This window comes from Streptomyces sp. NPDC087270 (genome assembly GCF_044744625.1).
Classification (GTDB): Bacteria; Actinomycetota; Actinomycetes; order Streptomycetales; family Streptomycetaceae; genus Actinacidiphila.
This window is the reverse complement of sequence record NZ_JBIUYR010000003.1, coordinates 1-19989: the sequence shown is the minus strand read 5'-3', so window position 1 is coordinate 19989 and position 19989 is coordinate 1. Positions and strand designations below refer to the sequence as shown.

Below are 19989 nucleotides of genomic sequence, written 5' to 3'. Positions count from 1 at the left end.
GCTAGCAGGGAGGTCACAGCCAGTGACTGTTGACGGGGGAGAGCGCTCCGTGTTTACCTTTGGAAATGCATTTCCCAGAGGAGAATCTACCGCATACCCCACCAGAGCGCCGGGCGGATGGCCGCTCGGCGGGCAGTGGGGAAGTGCTGGTCGTCGGTTCCGTCAACCTCGACCTCGGCTACCGGCTCGAGCGCCTGCCGCGCGAGGGCGAGACGGTCCGCGCGAGCGGGAGTTTCCAGGCCGGAGGCGGGAAGGGCGCGAACCAGGCGCTCGCCGCCCGCCGTCTCGGCGCGCAGGTGGCCCTGCTCGCGAGCGTCGGGCGCGACGCCGGTCCCGCCCTGGCCGACCTCGCCGCCGCGGGCGTCGATCTCGCTCCGGTCCTCCGGCACGAGGAGACCGTGACGGGGGCCGCGGTCCTGCTGGTCGGCCCGAACGACAACTGCATCGTCGTCGACGCGGGTGCCAACGACCTGCTGCGAGCCGAGCACGTCCGCGCTCTCGCGACGAGCACGAAGCCGCCGGCCGTGGTGGTGACCAACCACGAAGTGCCCGCCCCGGTGGTCGAGGCCACCGTTCGCGCCTATGCCGGCCGGGCGCGTGTGCTGCTCAATCCGTCGCCTGCGCGCGTGCTCGACCGCGAGCTGCTGGCGCTCGTCGACGTCCTCGTGCTCAACGCCGGGGAACTCACCGACCTGCTTGGCCTCGGCCCGACCCCGCCCACCCCCGAAGCGGTCGCCGCTATCCTCGACCGCGGCGCCCTCGGCGACTGCGTCGTCACACTCGGCCGCGGCGGCGCCGTCGTCTCCGAGCGGGGCGCCATCACCCACGTGCCCGCGTTCCGCGTCGACGCCATCGACACGGTCGGCGCCGGTGACGCATTCCTCGGCGCGCTCGCCGCCGGTCTCGCCGCAGGTCAGGACCTCGGCGCGGCGGCCGAGCGCGCATGTGCCGCGGCCGCGCTCGCCGTGACCGCACCCGGCGCCCGCGGGGCCGCGTTGAGCGCGGAGAGCGTCGACGCGCTCATGGCCGGCGAACCGGCGATGTCCCGAAACTGATCCACCCCTGCGCCCGCGCAGCTCCACCGAAAGGCACGTCCATGAGCAATGTCGCTCAGCAGGGACGACGAGGTACCACCGTCGAGGCGAACGGCGTCAACCCCGTCCCCGACTCCGAACGCCGCGGGAAGCCCCGCGGCCTGTTCCCCGTGTGGTTCGCCTGGAACATATCGATCCTCGGCGTCAGCTACGGAATCTTCGTCTTCGGCCTCGGCCTGAACGTCTGGCAGACGATCGTCGCGGGAACCATCGGGTATCTCGTCTCGGCCGCCCTCGTCGGCATCCTCGCGGTCGGCGGGCCCCGCACGGGACTGCCCACGCTCACGCAGACACGCTTCGCCTTCGGCATCAAGGGCAACAGGATTCCCGCGTTCTTCGCCTACCTGTCCAATATGGGCTGGAAGGTGACGATCATCACCCTCGCGTCCGACACCGGCGCTCATCTGTTCGCGAAGCTGTGGCCGTCGGCGTTCGCGAAGTCCGACGGTTCGAGCACCACCCCCGCACTGGCGCTGTGGTTCGTGATCGTGCTCGCGGTGACCATGACGGTCGCCGTGCTCGGACACCAGCTGATCATGAAGCTCGAAGTGTGGATCTCGTGGGTGACCGGTGTCATGACCCTCGCGTTCCTCGGGTTCGTGCTGCCCGAGATCGAGTGGTCGCACCTCGGCGAGGCCCACGCGGGCGGCGCGCTGGAGTTCGTCGGCGGCATCATCATGGCGATGACGCTCGTCGGCCTGGGCTTCCTGAACTACGGCGGCGACTTCGCCCGCTATCTTCCGCGCAAGAGCAGGGCACGCGGGGTGATCGGATGGACGGTCGCCGGACTGGCCACGCCGGTTGTCATCATGCTCGTCGTCGGGGCGCTGCTGGTCGGCGGGGACCCGAAACTCGGCAACGCCGCCGCCGCCGATCCCATCGGGGCCCTGACCGCGCTGCTGCCGATGTGGTTCTTCGTCCCGTTCTCCATCGTGATCGTCATCTCGCTGGTCTCGGCGGCCATCACCGGCATGTACAGCTCGGGTCTCGCGCTGATGTCGGTCGGCGTTCCGCTGCGCCGCTCCGCCACCACCGCGATCAACGCGACGATCATCGCGGCCGGCGCGTTCTACCTGGAGTTCGTCTCCACCTCGTTCCTCGCGACCTTCCAGTCGTTCCTGTCGCTCATCGCCGTGATGATGGGAAGCATGGGCGCGATCCAACTCGTCGACTTCGTCCGGCAGCGCCGGCTGGGCTGGAACACCGCCATGGCCAACCCGCGTGGCCATGGCGGGCGCAACGGGCGATGGACGGCGATCGCCAGCCTGGTCGTCGCCACCTTCCTGGGCCTGGGCCTGGTCACCAGTTCCGATCCGAACTTCGCGAAGATCACCGGATTCCTGCTCACACAGAGTGCGCGTGACGGCGTGTTCGGCGCGAGCGGGCTCGGGATCGTCATCGCCATGGTGATCGGCGCGGGGCTCTACGCGTTGCTGACCTTCGGGCTCCACCTGGACCCGAAGCCCGATCACTCGCTCGCGACCGACACCGACTCCGACTCCGGAGCCGCGCGCGGCACCGCCGGGCCGGCGGTGCCCTCCCGCGACATCGTCGGCCATGGCGCGGCCGACCTGACCGAACACTGACCGACCCGGTGGCGGCGGGCCCACAGCGCCCCGCCGCCACCCGAGGAGCTGACATCCGTGTCCGCACGCCAGACCGCACTGGAGCGGTTCCAGAAGCCCGACCCGTGGCACTCTCCCGCCACCTACTGGTTCTGGCACCACCTGCCCGACAAGGACACGATCCGCGCCCAGGTGCGGCAGATGCACGACGCCGGAATCCTCAGCTTCCAGGTGCAGGCACGCCTGTCGTACCCGATCGCGGGCTACCTGGACGAGGACTACCTCGCCGCCTGCCGGTGCGCCGTCGAGACAGCCGCGGAACTCGGCATGATCGTGGGCATCTACGACGACTACAACTGGCAGACCGGCCACGCCGCGGGCCGCGCGGTGGACGGCCATGACGAGCTGCGCGAGCGGCACCTGTTCTGGATGCGGATCGGCGCGGGAAAGAGCGGGGGGACACTCGGGAAGATCCGGTCGGCGACCGAGAACCTGGGCCCGGCCGCGATGCGGTGGCACTACGAGGGCGGTGCGGTCGCCTGGGCCGACTGGCGGACCGAGTACGTGCTCGTCACGGCATCGCCGCGGGGCGAGGTCTCCGAACGGCCGGATCTCGTCGACCGTACGGAGGGCGCTGCCGACGGGTGCCGCGTCCACCTCACCGGACCCGTGCCGGACGGAGCCGAGGTGATCGTGTTCGTCTCGGCCCGGTGCGCCACCTCCCGGCTGGTCAACCCGGTCGATCCGGTCGCCGTCGACCGCTTCATCGAGGCCGGCTACCAGCCGTTCGCCGACGCTCTGGGCGAGTTCTTCGGCAGCACCGTCGCCTACATGTTCTTCGACCAGCCGCATGCCGTGTACTACGACTGGGAGGCGCGCACCGGCGATCTGCGCTCGGCAATGCCGTTCCACGCACGTCTGGCCACCTCGATCCGGGAACGGTGGGGCGAGCGCACGCCTCAGGTGCTCGCCGCGGTACTCGAAGGCGACGATCCGGAGCGGCTGGCCCTTCGCGCCCAGTTCTACGAGCACTTCAGCACCTACGCGATGGAGACCTTCCTCGGCCGGCTCCGTGCCTGGAGCCACGCCCACGGTCTGCGCCAGTCCGGACACGAGGTGCTCGGGCACGTCGGCGGGTGGCGGCTGGACACCGCGTTCACCGACTGGGACCTGCGCGTGAACTTCGGGCTCGACCACTTCGGCGTGGACGGATACCGGGACCTGACGGCGGTGGACGCCCAGGACGCCCTCACGCAACTCAGCCCGGTGTTCGGCGACTCGGTCGCCCGCCACCACGGCCGCAGCGGCACGATGGTCGAGCAGTACTTCCTGACCCCGCCCCAAGGCGGCGCACCGTGGTCGGGCCACTGGGGGCTGAGCCTGCAGGAACTGCGCACCACCGCGATCAACCACCATCTGCAAGGCATGCGGCAGATGATCTTCCACGGGTTCTACCAGACCCACGGTCACGGCGCGGACCACGAATCGCTGAGCAATCCCCGCTTCGACTTCCCACCAGGGATCAACTTCGAGCCCTGGTTCGCCGATCACCATCCGCGGTTCGCGCTCGAAAGCGCCCGTCTGAGCGAGTTCCTGGAACCGGTGACCCCCAGGGCCGACGCAGCGCTCCTCTATCCGTTGCGCACGGTGTGGACGGCGGGGCAGCTCGGCATGCAGGCCTCCGCGACGGGCGAATGGGCGCGGGCGCTCACCGAAGCCGGCGTCGGCTTCCACCTCATCGACGAACGCGACCTCGAAGCCGCCGTCGTGGAAGAGGGCGCGGTCCGCTTCGGCGAGAGGCGGTACCGGGCACTCGTGCTGCCCGCCGTGACCACGCTGCGCTCCGCCGCGGTGCTGCGCCAGGTCCGCCGCATCGCCGAAGCGGGGATACGGGTGCTCGCCAGCGGCACGACGCCCACCGTCTACCAGCACGGACCGCAGACCGCCGCGGCGGACTGGGCGGAACTCGCCCCGGCCGTGGAGGTGTTCGCCGCGGTCCCCGGCAGCGAGGTGCTGCACGGACTCGCCCCGTACGACGGGAGCGTGCCCGAGGTGCGCACACCGGACAGGTCGGCGGTGCGCCGGCGCGGCGGGCAGGAGTCACCCGGCGTGTTCAGGTTCGCGTGCTTCGTCGAACCCGGGGCCGAAGCCGAGGCGACCATGGAACTCGTGCTGCCCGAAGGGACCTGGCAACTCGAGGAGTGGATGCCCGCTGACGGGACGGTGCGCGGCCTCGGGTCCGCCGAGGGCACCGTCGTATGGCGGCTGGAGCCGAATGCCCTGCGCCTGCTGCGCGTGCGCTCCGACGCGGAACCCTGGTGCGGCCCGACGCCGGCCGTCGACGAGCCGGGACACCAGGGCCGTGCTGAGTGGTCGGGGCCGCAGGTGCTCGGGGCCGAATGGCTCCTGGAGATCCCGGACGACGCCCACGAGCAGGCCGGCACGCGCCGCGAGATCGCGGTCACCCGCGGCTGGGAACGCCAGGGCCTTTCGACGTTCGCGGGCGCCGCCGACTACGTACGGCAGTTCACGCTCGACACGCCGACCGAGGTGGAACTGACGCTCCCGGCCGTCGCCGGAGGGGCCGCCCTGTCCGTGAACGGAACGAGGGTCGCTGAACGCGCCTGGTCGCCCTACCGCTTCACGATCCCCGCCGGCCACCTGCGAGCAGGCTCGAACGAACTGCGTATCCGGCTCACCCCGTCGGCAGCCAACCGCTACTACGCCGGCACCGGCCTACGCGCCGCACCCGAGCCGTGCGGACTGCTCGCTCCGCCCGTGCTGCGCCACCGGGCCGCGCCGCCGCTTCCCGACACCGAACACTGACCCGAACACTGACCACCGACCGGTACCACGACAGAAGGCTGCCCATCATGCTCAAGGGGCTCGACCCGCTCCTCACCCCGGAGTTGCTCTTCGCGCTCGCCCGCATGGGCCACGGGGACACGATCGCGCTCGTCGACCGGAACTTCCCCGCTCACTCCGTGAACGACCGCGTGATCCGTCTCGACGGTGCCGACGTCGTCTCAGCGGGCCGGGCCGTACTCGGGCTCCTGCCGCTCGACACGTTCGTCGCCGAACCCATCGCGCGGATGCGGGTGGTCGGAGACGCCGACAGCCGGCCGGCGGTGCAAACACAGTTCCTCGCCGTCGCCGACGAGGCGGCGGGCCGGGCCGTCGCGGTCGAAGCACTCGAGCGCCAGGCGTTCTACGAACGGGCCCGCGCCGCATTCGCCGTCGTCATCACCGGTGAAGACAGGCCGTACGGCTGCTTCGTACTCGCCAAGGGCGTCCTTCCCGAGTTCACACCGGAGTGACCCGTGACCTCCGGGCGGCCGCTCGCCCGTCGGGAGCCGGAGACCACCGACGCCCCCTGGGCGGGGGCTGCCTCACGACTGGTGACGCGACCGGGGCCGGTACGTCCCTGTGCACCACGACCCGGCGTCCGGCTTCGTCCGGGCGGAGGTCCGGCAGGAGCGGTCGGCGTTCGCCGGGCCCTTGCCGAACGGGCTCTGCCGCAGAAGCACCCAGCGCCGGGGGGAGAGGCCGGAGCGACCCCAGAAGTGACCCCAACCCCGGAAACGACCCCAGGAGTGACCCCAGAAGTATCCCCGGGCGGGGCTGCGCAACGGCCCGCGGGGTGGGGCGTTGTCGCGTTGTCGCGCTCGGGGATGGCGCGGGCCCGGTCGGTGGTGGCGGGCGGGTGAGGCCGGGGATGGCGTGGCGGTCGCGGCGGTGCACGATGCGGGCTGGACCGCGCTCGGGGCCGAAGCGGACCGGCTCTTCGATCGTTCCGGTGGGGCCCGATCGGACCCGTCCGTGCGGTGCCGGCCGACCCCGGCCGGCCCGGAGAGCTGCCTCTTCATCCGGCACCGCCTCACGCGTGGCGGACACCGGACCGGCCCGCGCGGATGACCTGCCGGGTCCCAGCGGCGCGGCCGAACCCGGCCGGTGCGGCGGTGTCGCCGTGTTCCCTTGGACATGGCCGCTCTTCCGACCGACGGTTCCCGGTCGCGACCGCCCGGTCCTCGGCGCAGCGCCGGGGGACAAGCACACCGCGGTTTCTGGCCGATTAGGGGGCCGGGCGCGCGAAAACTGGCCGGAAACGCGTTCTTGCGCGGGTGCGGTCGCTCACCGGTAACTTCCGGCGTCCTCTGCAACCCCCCACTCCCGTCCCCCAACGGGGGATGCCTTACATGAGGAGCCACATGAAACCGCTGGATCTGGAACGGGTGCGTCCCGTGGTCATCGGTTTATTCAGGATGGTCGTCGGGATGCTGTTCGCCTGCCACGGAGTAGCGACACTGTTCGGTGTGCTCGGCGGGCCGGAGGGCGGCGGCCCCGGCCCTGCCGCTTTCGCGTGGCCGGGCTGGTGGGCCTCCGCCATCGAACTGGTCGGCGGCGTCCTGGTGGTGCTCGGCCTCGGCACCAGGATTGCCGCGCTGGCGTGCTCCGGCTCGATGGCGTACGCGTACTTCGACGTTCACCAGCGCAACGCTCTGCTGCCCATCCAGAACCACGGCGAGCCCGCGGCCATGTTCTGCTGGGCTTTCCTGCTCATCGCCGTCCTCGGCGCGGGCGCCTTCTCGCTGGAGAACCTGCTCGGCCGCTTCACCTCCGGCACCCGTCCGATAGCCGGCCTTCCGCAGGAGAAGGGCGCCGGTGAGCCGGTACCCGTGAGCGCCGACAACTGATCAGCTGAACTCGATCATATGACGGGAAATACGCCAGGGGGCGGGCGGGACCTTTGCCCATCCCGTCCCCTGGCGCCGCGTTCGGCAGCGCGGGCGGCCCATCCGGCCCACCGCGTGCGGTGCCCAACCCACCTCGCCGGCCACGTCCTTGTTCGATGCCCGCCGGAGATCAGCAGGGGCCGACCCCTCAGCAGACTTGATACTCCACGTAGCCGTCCCCGTTGTCGTCGTAGCCCTGGATCTGGAGATCGTCGGCGGAGAACCAGCCCATGGCGTTGATTCCGTTCACGCGGCCGTACCACCACTCGTTTCCGACCGTGTTGTCGTAGTAGCACCAGAGCCAGAACACGACGTGATCCACCGACAAGGCGTTGGTGCAGTCACCGTATGGACCCAGTTTCAGATTGCGGTTCGCATTCATCAGGGCCTTCCCCTCCCCATTGGCGGTGGGGGACCACGATCCCTTGCAGTTCGTGGCGCTGGCCGTGGGCGCGATTGCCAACGTCGTTCCCCCGGCGACCATCAGCAAGCCGACGATCGTTGCCAGTGCACGCTTACGGACCCTCATGTCTCGTCTCCCTCTGATCGGTTCGTTTTCGTTCCCATGCGGTCGGTTCGCCTTCTGATGCGGCTCGCTACGGAAGCGGCCCGGGCCGCGGGCGGCGTAGCCCTGACGGGGGACCGGGCGCCCGCCCCGCTGGGCGTCGGCGGTCAGCAGGCATGTACGGGGTTCGTCTCGCTGGAGATGTTCCGGTCGTCGGCGTAGCCCCAGGCCTCGTTGCTGTTGTCGCCCAGGGTCCAGAGCCAGCGGTTGGGGTGGGGACTGCCTTCTCCGTTGGAGGGCCCGTAGTCGATGCGGCACGCGAACCACGACGTCGTGGTGGTGAGGTGGCCGACGACCGCCGTGAACTCGCTGTTCCACAGCGGCGTGTTCGCCTTGTTGTTGCAGTAGTACGCCTCGTATCCGCTGTTCCTGAAACCGGCGTCCCAGCAGCCCGACGCGGCGTGAGCCGGCGAGGTGAACAGGCCGAGGGACACCGGTAGGGCGAGAGCGGTGACGGCGATCGCCGCGCGCGAGCGCCTGAGGCCGAGCAGTGACATGTGGGTCTCCGCTGGTAGTAGGGATGCCCGCGGACAACGGCCGGCCGGCCGCCTGGGGTCGGGCGCAGCCTTCGCCAGGACACGCCGGCCGGCCGTCACCTCCGCGTCCGAGGGACGCGGCAACTGCCGGAGGTTCCGCGAGCACCGGTCACTCTGGTTGCTGGTGAACAAGTCGGACAAGAGACTTTCCCGGTGCGGAAAATCCCCGCCGCCCGCCGCCGAAGAGAGCCGAAGAGACCGGCCGGCGCACCCGGTCCCGCGGACCAGAAGACCGCCGCCCGCGAGGCCCAAGCCGCCCTCGATCGAGGTGGGTTGGTGTTCCCCGGGGCGGGGCCGGCGGCGGACGGCCCGTGCTCGGTGGGGGCACCTCACCCGAACGGACCCGGCGACTACGTTCGTTGCCACAGGTCGCCTCGACGGCCTGCATCAGGTCGACGTCCCGGCTACGGCTCGGGCGGCGCCGTGGTCATGGTGAAGCTCGGTGATGTCGACGTTGGCCAGCTACTCGACCAGCGCCTCGGCCAGGCCGAGTTCCCGGTCGGTGACGGGGGCGGGGGAGGCGATGTCGGCAGGGTCGCGGATCTCCTGTGACCACCGCAGCGCCTGTATGACCAGGACACCGCGCCGCGGCCGCGGCACGGCCAGGCGCTCGCGGGTGCGCACCGCCGGCTTGGCCGCGCCGAAGGCGCCGGCGCGTGCGAGGGCTTCGCCCAGCAGGGCGTACGGCCGTATGGCGGCCGGGCCGTCGGGGGCGGCGTAGCAGCCGTACAGCAGCAGGTCCACATCGCCGGCGTCGACGAAGCCGACGATGTCGATGACCTTGCGAGCGGGCAGCGGGACGCGGGACGCGGGGCTCGGCGAAGGCGAGTAGACGCCGGGCAAGGCCGTCGCCGCGCCGACGACCGCGACCGCGACCGCCGACGCGCCTACCGGAGGCGGCGGCAGGTGGGCGGCGCGATCCAACGCCAGGCCCTAGCTGGAGTATGACGACAAAGCTACTTACGCGTCGGGGTGCTCCGGCAGGGCGAGCCAGTCCGACCAGGGGATCTCTCGGCCGAGGAAGCGCGGCTGCTCGAACGGCCAGTCAGCGGCGATCCACTGCGGCACCAACTCGTCGAGGGCCTGCTCGACCTTGCTGCCCACCAGCTCGTCCACCACCCACCAGGAGATCTCGCCGTCCGCGCCGACCCTCTCCGGTGGGTCGATGTAGACGCAGCCGAGCAGAGCTGTCTCCGCCGCGTCGAGCAGCGCGTAGTTGAAGGACTGGTGTGCGGCGATCTCCTTCTCGTGCCGCAACAGGTCGGCCTGGTCGGCCTCATAGGTCATGGTCGCCGCGGGCCAGCCCCAGGCTGGGCCGAAGATGGTCCACAGCCGCTCGCGCGAACCCATCACAGCCGGATAGTCGAGCGGGGTGTCCGCCTCCCGGATCGGCCGCAGGTGATGACCGCTGCCCGGCAGCGGTACCAGGACGGGATGGACGAAGTCATCGGGGAGCCAGCTCATAGCGCCCGACCGTAGCAGCGCGCGGCCGTCCGCTCCCCTGGATTTCCCCGTATACCGCCAGGCCCCGCTCTCAAGCCGGGCAGCGCCCGCGATCACCGGATCGAGCCCCCCGATCGATCGACAGCCTCCTTGATCGGTATGGCAACGGCCGCTGAGGCTGCCCCTGGTCACGGGGAACCTGGAGTGACCGCAGCGTGGCAGCGCCAGGAAGGCGGACCGCCCGCGCACGACGATCGCGGATCGCCATTTCGTTCCCGTAAGTTCGTCCGGGCGCTGGACCGGCACCGGATCGTCGGCTCGACAGTGCGGGTCGGGGCGGCAGGCGACAACGCTGCCATGGAGTCCTTCTTCAACCTGCTGCAGAAGAACGTCCTCGCCGGCGCCGCCCGGATCGCCTGTAAGGCGGGGACGGACCGGGTGGAGCTGTGCTCGGCGCTGGAACTGGGCGGAGTGACCCCGTATCGCCGTATCGTGCGCCGCGGACCCGCAGACCCGGGGGAGGACCGACGGGAACGGGGTGTTCCTGCTCGCAACTCCCGCAGTTGACGGCATGGAAAATGGGGTGTGGCCGGCTGATCTGGGTTGATAGGTATGCGATGTGACAGAGAGTCTTGAGTATTCCGCCCTGCTGCAACTGATCGACGAGCGGTCGGCCGCGTTCCGGAGTGCGGTTGCCGCCGCGCCCAGCCTTGACGCGCCGGTGCCGTCCTGCCCCGAGTGGACGTTGTTCGATCTGGTGCAGCACCTGGGTACGGGCCAGCGCTGGTGGGCCGCGATCGTCGCCGCGGGCCCGGCCGATGCTCCGCCGGCCAAGGACGCCCCGGAGGCGCCGCGCGAGCTTGATGCGCTGCTGGCCTGGTACGCCGAGTCGAACGAGCTGCTGCTGAGTGCGCTGCGCGAGGCCGGCCCGAAGCGCGAGTGCTGGGCGTGGTGGAGCGCCGGCGTGTCACCGGCGAATGCCTGGGGCGTTGCCCGGCGCCGGGTGCACGAGGTGCTGGTGCACACCTACGACGCCCAACTCGCCGCAGGTGCCGTGCAGCCGATGCCGGCGGACGTCGCGATCGACGGCGTGGCGGAGTTTCTCGACACCTGCAACTCCACCCCGGCGGCCTGGCCGCACCAGGCCGCCACCGTCCACTACCACGCCACCGAGGGCCGCTCCTGGCTCCTCGCTCTGGACGGAACCGGCGCCTGGCCCGCACCCCTCACGGACGACGCCGCACCCGCGTCCGCTTCGGCCACGGGCACGGCCGAGCAGCTGCTCCTCTTCGTCTGGGGCCGCCTCACGCTGAGCGACCTGAAGATCGACGGCGACCAGCAGGTGTTCGAGCGGCTGATCGCCTGGGAGCCCGAGGAGTAGCCAGTCGATACCGCGAGTCGTGCCGCGGCGTCCACGGCGCGTTCCCCGGCCAGGGCCGAGGGGATCTCCCCGCGGGCGATGGGGTCGACACTCCTGGGCCTGGAGCAGCGCGGCCTGGCGGAGGGCCACCCCGCCCCTGAACGCTGGCACCGGTCGCTGGTCGGTGCTCGCCGGTCGAAGCGCGATCTCCAAGCCGCCCAACGGGGCACCCTCCAGAGGATGTTCACCTCAAGAGCCAACCAGCTTCCGGCAGGCTCGCCCGGCCCCGACACGGAAGCGCAACTGAGAGGCCGGGCACTCAGGACACCACCAGGAGGAACCAGTGTCGTACCCGGAACCGCTCACCCCCGAGGAGAAGCTCGCCGACGCGAAGAAGCTGTTGAGCATCCCGCGTATCGTCGCGATCTGCGGCTCCACCCGCTTCATGACCGAGATGAACGAGGCCGACCTGCGGGAGACCAAATCCGGAAAGATCGTCGTCAAACCGGGCTGTGACTTGAAGTCGCCGCACGAACTCTGGTCCGATCCTGTCGAGGCCGAGGCGCTGAAGGCTCGACTCGACGAGCTGCACCGGGCGAAGATCCGGCTCGCTGACGAGGTGCTCGTCGTCGGCGCCTACATCGGAGACAGCACCCGAGCCGAAATCGCCTACGCCCGCTCGCTGGGTAAGCCCGTGCGGTTCACGCACCCCGAAGTCGACCCTGACGCCTGACCGCCCGCCGCCACCTCGACAACCAGGGCCGCCGGCCCGCCGCCTGACCGTCTCGCGGTGGCTTCGCCCGCCGCCCGCCCCCCACCCTCCGCAGGCATCCCACGGACCTGATCATCCAGGGGACCTGACCCGCCGGCGGGAGCCGCTCCTCCGGCTTGACTTCGAGCGCGCTCCAAGTCCTAGCGTCGGAAGCGTCCGTCAGCCCTCAAGGTACCGCCCGGTCCGCCGGGCAGGAGGAGTATCCGCGCATGATCACCCGAACCACGCTCGGCTCGCCCGGTCTCACCGTCAGCGCGATGGGCCTGGGGTGCATGGGGATGAGCGAGAGCTACGGCGCCGCCGACTGGGACGGCGGCCTGGCCACCATCGACCGGGCCCTGGAGCTGGGCATCACGTTCCTGGACACCGCCGACGCCTACGGCACCGGACACAACGAGGTGCTGGTGGGCCGGGCCATCCACGGCCGCCGGGACCAGGTGCAGCTCGCCACCAAGTTCGGCATCGACCGCAGCGCCGGCGACCGGGCTCGCCGCATCCGCGGTGCCCGGGACTACGTGCTGCGCGCCTGCGACGCCTCGCTGCTGCGGCTGGGCGTCGAGGTGATCGACCTGTACTACGCCCACCGCCCGCCCCAGGACGTGGAGATCGAGGAGACCGTCGGGGCGATGGCCGAGCTGGTCGAGGCGGGCAAGGTCCGCCATCTGGGCCTGTCCGAGGTCGACGGCGAGCTGCTGCGCCGGGCGCACGCGGTGCACCCGATCACCGCGGTGCAGAGCGAGTACTCGCTGTGGACCCGCGACGTCGAGGCGGTCACCCCGGTGATGGCCGAGCTGGGGGTCGGGCTGGTGCCGTACTCGCCGCTGGGGCGGGGGTTCCTCACCGGCGCCCTGGACCGCTCCGCGCTGGGCGAGAAGGACTTCAGGCGCACCAACCCCCGCTTCGCCGGCGAGGCGGGCGAGGCCAACGAGAAGATCGCGCAGACCGTGCGCGAGGTGGCCGACCGGCTGGGTGCCACACCCGCCCAGGTGGCGCTGGCGTGGGTGCACGCCCAGGCCGAGCGGCTCGGGGTGGCGGTGGCGACCATTCCGGGCACCCGCAGCCCGGCCCGGCTGGAGCAGAACGCGGCCGCGCTGGAACTCACCCTGGACGCCGAGGCGCTGGCCGCGCTGGACCCGCTGAGCGACCAGGTGATGGGCGAGCGCTACACCCCCGCACACACCGCTGAGGTCGCTCGGGGCTAGCCGGTGGGCTCGACGCGCACGACGTCCGGCTCGACGACGTCGTGGACGTCGCGCCACCGGTGACCTCACCGGTCACGACCAGCCGGGGTCGGGCAGGCGGGGTCGGGCAGGCGTTGCCCGTCGTGCTCGACAGCCAGGATCGCGCCCCGGTTGCCGGAGCCCGGGGCGATCCCGCCGTAGGAGACCAGCGCCCGGTACCCGTCCGCGCCCAAGGGCCTTCCCGTTACACCGCCCCGAACTCTCCCGGCGACCTGACAGCCATCACCGCACGTCACTCCAAGCGGAGATCAATACGGGCTGGGCTTGAAAACAGGTTCCCACCTGTTCCTCAAAGTCCCGGAGACCCCGTAGGTTTGCCCGTTGTCACCGGGACGGGACTGTGAGCGTTGTAGCCAGTCGAACGCCGGCGCGGGTCGAGACGGCAGGGGACTGTCGGTGGCTGGTGACAAGATCAACGGCATGGTTTTCATACGTACTACTCCGCCACGGCCTGTGGATGTGAGCGCGGTCTTTCCTGAACTGGCTTCTCTGGCGCGGCCTGCGGTGCGGCTGCATCCGCGCCCGGGATCGCCTTCGGTCAGGGACAGCTCGGTCGGCGGGCCGTTGCTGTGGCCGGCCGAGGAGCCATGGCCTCACTGCGAGGACGCGCATCTGCACGTGGACACGGGATTCCGCAAGTCGCCGACCGAAGTGCGGCTCCAAAGACGCCTGCGACACCGGTGGCGCCCTGACGGCCCCGCTGCCACGCTGACGCCCGAGGAGGAGGCACTCAAAGAGCGCAATGCCGCGTGGCTCGCGGAACGCGCCGAGGCCGGACCTCCCGGGCCCGCCGAATGCCCGGTCCCGATGCTGCCGGTGGCTCAGCTCTTCCTGCGTGACATACCGCTGTTGCAGCCGCCCGGGCAGGCTGATCTGCTCCAGATTCTCTGGTGCCCGTACGAGCACGAACCGGACAACAAACCCTCGACCGCACTGTTCTGGCGATCGGCCGCAGAGGTCGGCGACATACTCGCCACACCACCGGAACCGTACGAGGCGGACTTTCCGGGGTACGTGCCGGAGCCATGCGTACTGGCACCGGAAAAGATCACCGAGTACCCCAACAGCCTGGACCTGAGCCCGGAGCTGCAGCTCATCCTGGATGACTGGAACAGGTGGCAGCCGGCCGACATCGACAGCTCCTACGCCGACGATCCGCGCGAGTTCTATTCCACCCACCTGGGCAACGCACCCGGCTGGAAGGTCGGCGGCTGGCCCCCGTGGGGCCGCACCGACCCGTACCGTTGCTACTGCGCTGTGTGCGAGGCGCAGATGGTCCCACTGCTGACGATCGCCTCCTGGGAGTGGGACGGCGACCAAGGCCCCAGCTGGGCGCCGCAGGAAGACCGGGCCGCCGCGGCTGCCTCTCACTACGCGGGCCAGGACCCCGCGCAGCCGACAGAGGTGGAAGTGGGCAGCGCGGACAACATGCAGATCTACGTCTGCCCGGCATCCCCCGAGCATCCGCACACTGACCTGATCCAGTGAACGGTCGGTCGGTCACACGCCCCTCCGTGGCCGGCCGACAGGGGCCGGTACGCGTTCTCCAGCTGAGCGATGCCCGCCGGAGAAGGCGTCCTGCCCGGCCCGGCTCGCGCTCACTGTGGACGTCTCGCCGTGGCCGCGTTCGGATGCTGCCTGGCTCGCCGGAGCGGCTGTTCTGCCTCGTTCACGGCCGCAACGGCCGCTCATCGGAGCATGCGGTGCCGGGCCGGACGTACTCGTTCGTCGCCGCGCTTCCCCCGGACCGCACCTCGTGGACGCAGGTTTTGGACGTCGTCCGGCTGGGGCCCGCCGACGACGCCGCGGCGGTCACGGCCGACCGACTGCGGGCCGTGGTCAAGCGCCTGGTCACGGCTGCCGGCGGCAGTGCGGGGACCCCGAACATTCGGCATGGTCGGCACGTCGACCAGAGACAGCTCAGGCGCGCTGCCAGGCGCGGTCGGCGAGCAGGCGCAGGCCGTTGAGGCCGACGATGACGGTGGAGCCCTCGTGGCCGGCGACACCCAGCGGGAGCGGCAGGTGGCCGGCCAGGTCCCAGACGACCAGGCCGGTGACGAACGCTGCGGCGATGACCAGGTTCTGCACGACCAGGCGGCGGGCGGCGCGTGACAGGCCCACGACGGTGGGGATGGTGCCCAGTTCGTCGCGGACGACGACGGCGTCGGCGGTCTCCAGGGCCAGGTCCGATCCGGCGCGTCCCATCGCGATGCCGGTGTGGGCGGTGGCGAGCGCCGGGGCGTCGTTGACACCGTCCCCGACCACCAGCACCTTCCGCCCTGCGTCGTGCAGTTCCCGAACGGCGCTGACCTTGTCCTGCGGCAGCAGTCCGGCGCGGACGTCGGTGATGCCGACGTCGGCGGCCAGGCGGGCGGCGGCGCGCGGGTTGTCGCCGGTGACCAGGATCGGGCTGCTCCCGGTCAGTGCGGTCAGCGCGGTGACGGTGGCGGCGGCCTCGGGGCGGAGCGTGTCGGCGATGCCCAGCACTCCGGCCGGGATGCCGTCGACGAACACCAGGACCGCGGTTCGGCCCTCGCTCTCCAACTCGGCGGCGGCTACCGCTGCGGGCTTGTTCTCCGCGGTGTCGAGCAGGCGGGCGGGACTGCCCACCGAAACCGTGCGGCCTTCGACGGTGGCGGTGACGCCGGTTCCGGGGGTGGAGGTGAAGCCGATGGCTACGGGGATGTCCAGGCCGCGGGTGCGGGTGGCGTCCACGACGGCGCGGGCCAGCGGGTGCTCGCTGGGGTGCTCCGCCGCTGCCGCCAGGCGCAGCACCGTGTCGCCGTCCAGGTCCGAACCGGGAAGTGGGCGGACCTCGGTGACGCGGGGGGCGCCCTCGGTCAGGGTGCCGGTCTTGTCCAGCGCAACGGCGTCGATCTGCCCGAGCTGCTCCATGACGACGGCGGACTTCACCAGCACGCCGTGGCGTCCGGCGTTGGCGATCGCGGACAGCAGCGGCGGCATCGTGGCCAGGACCACCGCGCACGGCGAGGCGACGATCATGAACGTCATCGCGCGCAGCAGCGTCGGCTGCAACGCGGCGCCCAGGGCCAGCGGCAGGGCGAACAGTGCGATGGTGGCGGCGACCATGCCCAGGCTGTAGCGCTGCTCGACCTTCTCGATGAACAACTGCGTGGGCGCCTTGGTCTCGGAGGCTTCCTCGACCATCTTCACGATCCGGGCGATCACCGAGTCCGACGGGTCGCGTTCGACCTTGACGCGCAGCGCACCGGTGCCGTTCAGGGTACCGGCGAAGACTTCGTCCCCGTACCTCTTGGCCACGGGCAGCGGTTCGCCGGTGATGGTGGCCTGGTCCACCTCGCTCGCTCCGTCCAGGACCCGGCCGTCGGCGCCGACCCGCTCCCCGGGCCGCACCAGGATGGTGTCGCCGACCGTGAGTCGGTCGGCGGCCACCGTCTCCTCATCTTCCCCATCGCTGATCCGCGTCGCGGTCGCCGGCGCGAGATCGAGCAGGCCGCGCACCGAGTCCGCTGTACGGGCGGCCGCCAGCGCCTCCAGTGCCCCGGAGGTGGCGAAGATGACGATCAGCAGTGCCCCGTCCAGCACCTGGCCGATCGCCGCGGCGCCGATCGCGGCCACCACCATCAGCAGATCCACGTCCAGCGTCCGCTCCCGCAGCGCCTTCAGCCCGGCCCAGCCAGGTTCCCAGCCGCCGGAGACATAGGCGGCGGCGAACAGCGGACCCCACGACCACACCGAGGCACCCAGCAGGTTCAGCGGCAGAGCACCCAGGAACAGCACCAGCGCCGCCAGCGCCCAGCGGGCCTCCGGCAGCGCCATCACCCGGGTACGCCGCCACGGCGGCATACCGGCGGAGGTAGCCGGCGCGGGCTTGGTCACGGTGGTGGACATGGCGAGGCAAGCCCTTCTCAGGAGAGTTGTCCGACGCCTTCACCGTACAGGAAAACATGAACAGTCATTCATTCGTTCATTTCCGTACAATGGTTCCCATGGGCCACGGAGCGAACACCCCGACCGACAGCGCTGTGCCGCAGGCCGCGCTCACCGCGCAGAACGCACCGAAAGTCGCCGCCACCCTCCAGGCCCTGGCCACGCCGTCGCGGCTGCTGATCCTCGCCCGCCTGCGCGAGGGCCCCCTGCCCGCCACCGAACTGGCGGCGGCGGTCGACATGGAGCAGTCCGCGTGCTCCCACCAGCTCCGGCTGCTGCGCAACCTCGGCCTGGTCACCGGCACCCGCCAGGGCCGCTCCATCGTCTACGCCCTCTACGACAACCACGTCGCCGAACTCCTCGACCAGGCCCTCTACCACGTCGAACACCTCCGCCTGGGCGTCAACGACACCCCCGCGCTCGCCGATGAACCGCGGACCACGCCGGCATCCACAGCGAGCTGACCCGGATCGGCCACCTCAACGGTTGTGGGAGACCGGGTGGGCGGACGCTGTCGTGAGGGCGTTATCTCATGGTGAGTGACGCCGTCTCAGATTCGAGAGTTCTCACCAGTCGCCGCAATGACCTGAGCCCGAAGCCCCTGCACGGGAATTCCCTGCCCCGGCTGCGATTCGAGTCTCCGCACCGCCGCATCGGATGCCTCGATCTGATGCGGAAGCGGTTCCATGTCCACCACCACTGCCCTGAGCCGCCCCATCCCGGGGCGAAGCGGAAACCCGCACATGCACCGGGTGCAGAACCTGGTTCCAGAGGCTAGCGCACATCAATATTTGACGCACGCACACCCCACCACCCAACCGGAGACTCTCACCACCGCGCCCTGAGCCACCACCGCGTGGTGACGGCGGCGCAACTGCCCCTACTGGCATGGTTATGCTCCGGTCGCAGCGATCCCGGTAGCGGCATCCCGTCGCCGCCGGAACCGACAGAAGAGGACCAGGCCGCCCCGGGAGACCGGGGACGGATGAGCCCCGGGCGACTCGAGCGGAAACGGAGCCTGACAGTGGGCAATGGCGGTACGGAATTCACGCGCGTGCCAGGAAAACGGCCGGTGGTCGGCCACCTCCTGCGGCTACGGCGGGACCCGCTGGGATTCTTGGAGTCGCTGCCGGCATACGGGGATCTGGCGCGGGTGCGACTCGGGCCGTGGCGGGCGTTCGTGGCCTGTCACCCGGACGTGGCTCACGAGGTGTTGACCGACTTCCGGCGGTTCGATCGCACCGGCCCCGTCTACGACAAAGTGCGCCAGGCCATGGGCGCGGGCCTCGCCACCGCTGGATACCACGACCACCGCCGGCAGCGACTGGTGATGCAACCCGCCTTCCGGCACGAACACTTGAGCGGCTATGTCGAGGTGATGCGCAAGCAGGTGACGGCGGCCACCGCCGACTGGCAGGACGGCCAGGAACTCGACCTCACCGAAGCCATGTTCGAACTGACCACTGGCGTAGCACTCACCGCCCTGTTCTCGTCCAGGCTGGGCGGACAGGAGACACGGGAGCTGCGGAGCGCCCTCGACGTCTTCCTCGGCGGCCTCACCTCCCGGGCGGCACTGCCCGGCATCGGCCGGCTGCCCACGCCGGGCAACCGCCGCTACGCACGGGCCCTCGACCACTGGCAGACCCAAGTCCGGCGGCTCATCGAGGGCTACAGCGAACTCGGTGCCGGGCAGGACGACCTGATGTCGCGATTGCTGGCTGCTCGCGACGAGGAAGGTCACGCGCTGTCGTACCAGGAGCTCTCCGACCAGGTTGCCGTGCTGCTGCTGGCCGGCGGAGAGACGACGTCATCGGCCGTGGTGTGGGCCGTCCACTTACTGTCGGGCCGGCCGGACGTCCTCGCCGCGGTGCGGGCGGAGGTGGACGCGGTGCTCGGCGGGCGGGCGGCGGGCGCCGCGGATCTGCCGCAGTTGGAGCTGACCGGCCGAGTCGTGAAAGAGACCCTGCGGCTATACCCGCCGGGCTGGCTGACGCTGCGGACCGCCACACACGACACCACACTGGGCGGCCACCGGCTCGAAGCGGGCAGTATGGTGCTGATCAGCCCCTATCTCCTGCACCGCCGGGAGGACTTTTACCACGATGCCGCCCGCTTCGAGCCGGACCGCTGGCTCGCGAGCCCGCCGGCCACGCGCGGCTCGTACCTGCCTTTCGGCGCGGGCGCCACCAAGTGCATCGGGGAAGAGTTCGGAGAGGCTGAAGCGACCGTGATCCTGGCATCCCTGCTGGGCCGGTGGGAGCTGACACCGATCGGCGGCCCCGTCACGTGCTCAGCCCGGCTTGTCCTCTCCCCGGCATCATTTCGAGTGTGGCTCAGTGCACGATCCACTACCAGTTGAGGGGCACAGCCCGCGCTCGCGGATACGCCCACTCCCGTTCCGGAGGAAGCGCTGGCACCGAAGGAAATCGAGGCGCCCACCGCCCCTTTTCTCGCCAGCTCGCCTGTTGCCCACCCCACACCGCTCGAGCCCCGACTGCGGCCGCAACTACTAGGGAGTGCACCGCCAGGCCCAAGCGGAGCGCGGGCCTACAGTCCGTCACCGGCCCTGCGGAGCAGGACCGGTGACGGACCATCAATCCTGAAGCGAAGCAGAGGGATTGACAGTCCGGCGGAGCCGGACAGACCGCGCGAAGCGCGGTCACGCTGAGCGAAGCGAGGCGTCAACCACCGCGCGTAGCGCGGTCATCCGCGCGTAGCGCGGTGGTTCGTTTGCACAGCGCGCAGCGCTGTGGTACCCGCTCCGCGGG

At 70.7% G+C, this 19989-nt stretch carries 18 protein-coding genes and 1 pseudogene; 13 read left to right on the top strand and 6 right to left on the bottom strand.

Features of this window, described 5'->3' with window-relative positions:
* Positions 1-29: 29 nt before the first annotated feature.
* The 5 genes from ACIPAE_RS06815 (at position 30) to ACIPAE_RS06795 (ending at position 7353) form a co-directional block, all read left to right on the top strand.
* Positions 30-1055 carry a PfkB family carbohydrate kinase gene (locus ACIPAE_RS06815; protein ID WP_402443360.1) on the top strand — a complete coding sequence of 342 codons (1026 nt, stop codon included), beginning with the start codon at positions 30-32 and terminating at the stop codon, positions 1053-1055.
* A gap of 41 nt (positions 1056-1096) precedes the next feature.
* On the top strand, positions 1097-2680 hold the full coding sequence (locus tag ACIPAE_RS06810; protein WP_402443359.1) for a purine-cytosine permease family protein: 1584 nt from the start codon (positions 1097-1099) through the stop codon (positions 2678-2680).
* Positions 2681-2737: 57 nt separating this feature from the next.
* The gene (locus ACIPAE_RS06805; RefSeq protein ID WP_402443357.1) at positions 2738-5485 is read left to right on the top strand and encodes a hypothetical protein; all 2748 of its coding nucleotides are present in this window, start codon (positions 2738-2740) and stop codon (positions 5483-5485) included.
* 47 nt (positions 5486-5532) lie between these two features.
* The gene (locus tag ACIPAE_RS06800; RefSeq protein ID WP_328459378.1) at positions 5533-5976 is read left to right on the top strand and encodes an RbsD/FucU domain-containing protein; all 444 of its coding nucleotides are present in this window, start codon (positions 5533-5535) and stop codon (positions 5974-5976) included.
* 891 nt (positions 5977-6867) lie between these two features.
* Complete coding sequence (locus tag ACIPAE_RS06795) at positions 6868-7353, top strand: DoxX family protein (protein WP_402443355.1); 486 nt, start codon at positions 6868-6870, stop codon at positions 7351-7353.
* Positions 7354-7540: 187 nt separating this feature from the next.
* On the opposite strand, the gene ACIPAE_RS06790 is transcribed toward ACIPAE_RS06795, so the two are convergent.
* From ACIPAE_RS06790 to ACIPAE_RS06775, 4 genes are all read right to left on the bottom strand, one after another.
* Positions 7541-7921 carry a hypothetical protein gene (locus ACIPAE_RS06790; RefSeq protein ID WP_329373562.1) on the bottom strand — a complete coding sequence of 127 codons (381 nt, stop codon included), beginning with the start codon at positions 7919-7921 and terminating at the stop codon, positions 7541-7543.
* Between the two features lie 143 nt (positions 7922-8064).
* On the bottom strand, positions 8065-8454 hold the full coding sequence (locus ACIPAE_RS06785; RefSeq protein ID WP_329373564.1) for a hypothetical protein: 390 nt from the start codon (positions 8452-8454) through the stop codon (positions 8065-8067).
* 501 nt (positions 8455-8955) lie between these two features.
* Positions 8956-9417: a Ku protein gene (locus tag ACIPAE_RS06780; protein ID WP_402443352.1), complete on the bottom strand. Its 462-nt coding sequence runs from the start codon at positions 9415-9417 to the stop codon at positions 8956-8958.
* A 36-nt stretch (positions 9418-9453) separates the two neighbouring features.
* On the bottom strand, positions 9454-9957 hold the full coding sequence (locus ACIPAE_RS06775; protein WP_329373568.1) for an N-acetyltransferase: 504 nt from the start codon (positions 9955-9957) through the stop codon (positions 9454-9456).
* Positions 9958-10182: 225 nt separating this feature from the next.
* Between ACIPAE_RS06775 and ACIPAE_RS06770 the strand changes: the two are divergent.
* The 5 genes and pseudogenes from ACIPAE_RS06770 to ACIPAE_RS06750 form a co-directional block, all read left to right on the top strand.
* Positions 10183-10332, top strand: a pseudogene (locus ACIPAE_RS06770) (IS3 family transposase); the annotation flags it as partial.
* Positions 10312-10503: a copper homeostasis protein CutC gene (locus ACIPAE_RS06765; protein ID WP_402443935.1), complete on the top strand. Its 192-nt coding sequence runs from the start codon at positions 10312-10314 to the stop codon at positions 10501-10503. The pseudogene ACIPAE_RS06770 and the gene ACIPAE_RS06765, both read left to right, overlap by 21 nt.
* A 52-nt stretch (positions 10504-10555) precedes the next feature.
* Positions 10556-11317, top strand: a complete 762-nt coding sequence (locus tag ACIPAE_RS06760; protein ID WP_402443351.1) for a maleylpyruvate isomerase family mycothiol-dependent enzyme — start codon at positions 10556-10558, stop codon at positions 11315-11317.
* Positions 11318-11639: 322 nt separating this feature from the next.
* Positions 11640-12029 (top strand): hypothetical protein, encoded by a 390-nt coding sequence (locus tag ACIPAE_RS06755; RefSeq protein WP_402443349.1) that lies wholly within the window; start codon positions 11640-11642, stop codon positions 12027-12029.
* A gap of 248 nt (positions 12030-12277) precedes the next feature.
* Complete coding sequence (locus ACIPAE_RS06750) at positions 12278-13270, top strand: aldo/keto reductase (RefSeq protein WP_402443347.1); 993 nt, start codon at positions 12278-12280, stop codon at positions 13268-13270.
* 65 nt (positions 13271-13335) lie between these two features.
* Here ACIPAE_RS06750 and ACIPAE_RS06745 read toward each other — a convergent pair whose 3' ends face one another.
* On the bottom strand, positions 13336-13482 hold the full coding sequence (locus ACIPAE_RS06745) for a hypothetical protein (RefSeq protein WP_366413951.1): 147 nt from the start codon (positions 13480-13482) through the stop codon (positions 13336-13338).
* Between the two features lie 247 nt (positions 13483-13729).
* Between ACIPAE_RS06745 and ACIPAE_RS06740 the strand changes: the two genes are divergently transcribed.
* Positions 13730-14797 (top strand): hypothetical protein, encoded by a 1068-nt coding sequence (locus ACIPAE_RS06740; RefSeq protein ID WP_366413965.1) that lies wholly within the window; start codon positions 13730-13732, stop codon positions 14795-14797.
* A 432-nt stretch (positions 14798-15229) separates the two neighbouring features.
* Here the strand turns inward: ACIPAE_RS06740 and ACIPAE_RS06735 are convergent, their stop codons facing one another.
* Positions 15230-17182, bottom strand: a complete 1953-nt coding sequence (locus tag ACIPAE_RS06735) for a heavy metal translocating P-type ATPase (RefSeq protein ID WP_402443345.1) — start codon at positions 17180-17182, stop codon at positions 15230-15232.
* A gap of 98 nt (positions 17183-17280) precedes the next feature.
* On the opposite strand from ACIPAE_RS06735, the gene ACIPAE_RS06730 reads away from it, so the two are divergent.
* Both ACIPAE_RS06730 and ACIPAE_RS06725 read left to right on the top strand, forming a co-directional pair.
* Positions 17281-17685, top strand: coding sequence for an ArsR/SmtB family transcription factor (locus tag ACIPAE_RS06730; RefSeq protein WP_402443344.1), 405 nt, complete (start codon positions 17281-17283; stop codon positions 17683-17685).
* 560 nt (positions 17686-18245) lie between these two features.
* Positions 18246-19580: a cytochrome P450 gene (locus ACIPAE_RS06725; RefSeq protein ID WP_402443342.1), complete on the top strand. Its 1335-nt coding sequence runs from the start codon at positions 18246-18248 to the stop codon at positions 19578-19580.
* Positions 19581-19989 lie beyond the last annotated feature (409 nt).

Coding starts and splice junctions, on each gene's coding strand:
- ACIPAE_RS06810 (WP_402443359.1), top strand. CDS start 1,097: ATGAGCAATGTCGCTCAGCAGGGACGACGAGGTACCACCGTCGAGGCG.
- ACIPAE_RS06800 (WP_328459378.1), top strand. CDS start 5,533: ATGCTCAAGGGGCTCGACCCGCTCCTCACCCCGGAGTTGCTCTTCGCG.
- ACIPAE_RS06795 (WP_402443355.1), top strand. CDS start 6,868: ATGAAACCGCTGGATCTGGAACGGGTGCGTCCCGTGGTCATCGGTTTA.
- ACIPAE_RS06790 (WP_329373562.1), bottom strand. CDS start 7,921: ATGAGGGTCCGTAAGCGTGCACTGGCAACGATCGTCGGCTTGCTGATG.
- ACIPAE_RS06785 (WP_329373564.1), bottom strand. CDS start 8,454: ATGTCACTGCTCGGCCTCAGGCGCTCGCGCGCGGCGATCGCCGTCACC.
- ACIPAE_RS06775 (WP_329373568.1), bottom strand. CDS start 9,957: ATGAGCTGGCTCCCCGATGACTTCGTCCATCCCGTCCTGGTACCGCTG.
- ACIPAE_RS06750 (WP_402443347.1), top strand. CDS start 12,278: ATGATCACCCGAACCACGCTCGGCTCGCCCGGTCTCACCGTCAGCGCG.
- ACIPAE_RS06740 (WP_366413965.1), top strand. CDS start 13,730: ATGGTTTTCATACGTACTACTCCGCCACGGCCTGTGGATGTGAGCGCG.
- ACIPAE_RS06735 (WP_402443345.1), bottom strand. CDS start 17,182: ATGTCCACCACCGTGACCAAGCCCGCGCCGGCTACCTCCGCCGGTATG.
- ACIPAE_RS06730 (WP_402443344.1), top strand. CDS start 17,281: ATGGGCCACGGAGCGAACACCCCGACCGACAGCGCTGTGCCGCAGGCC.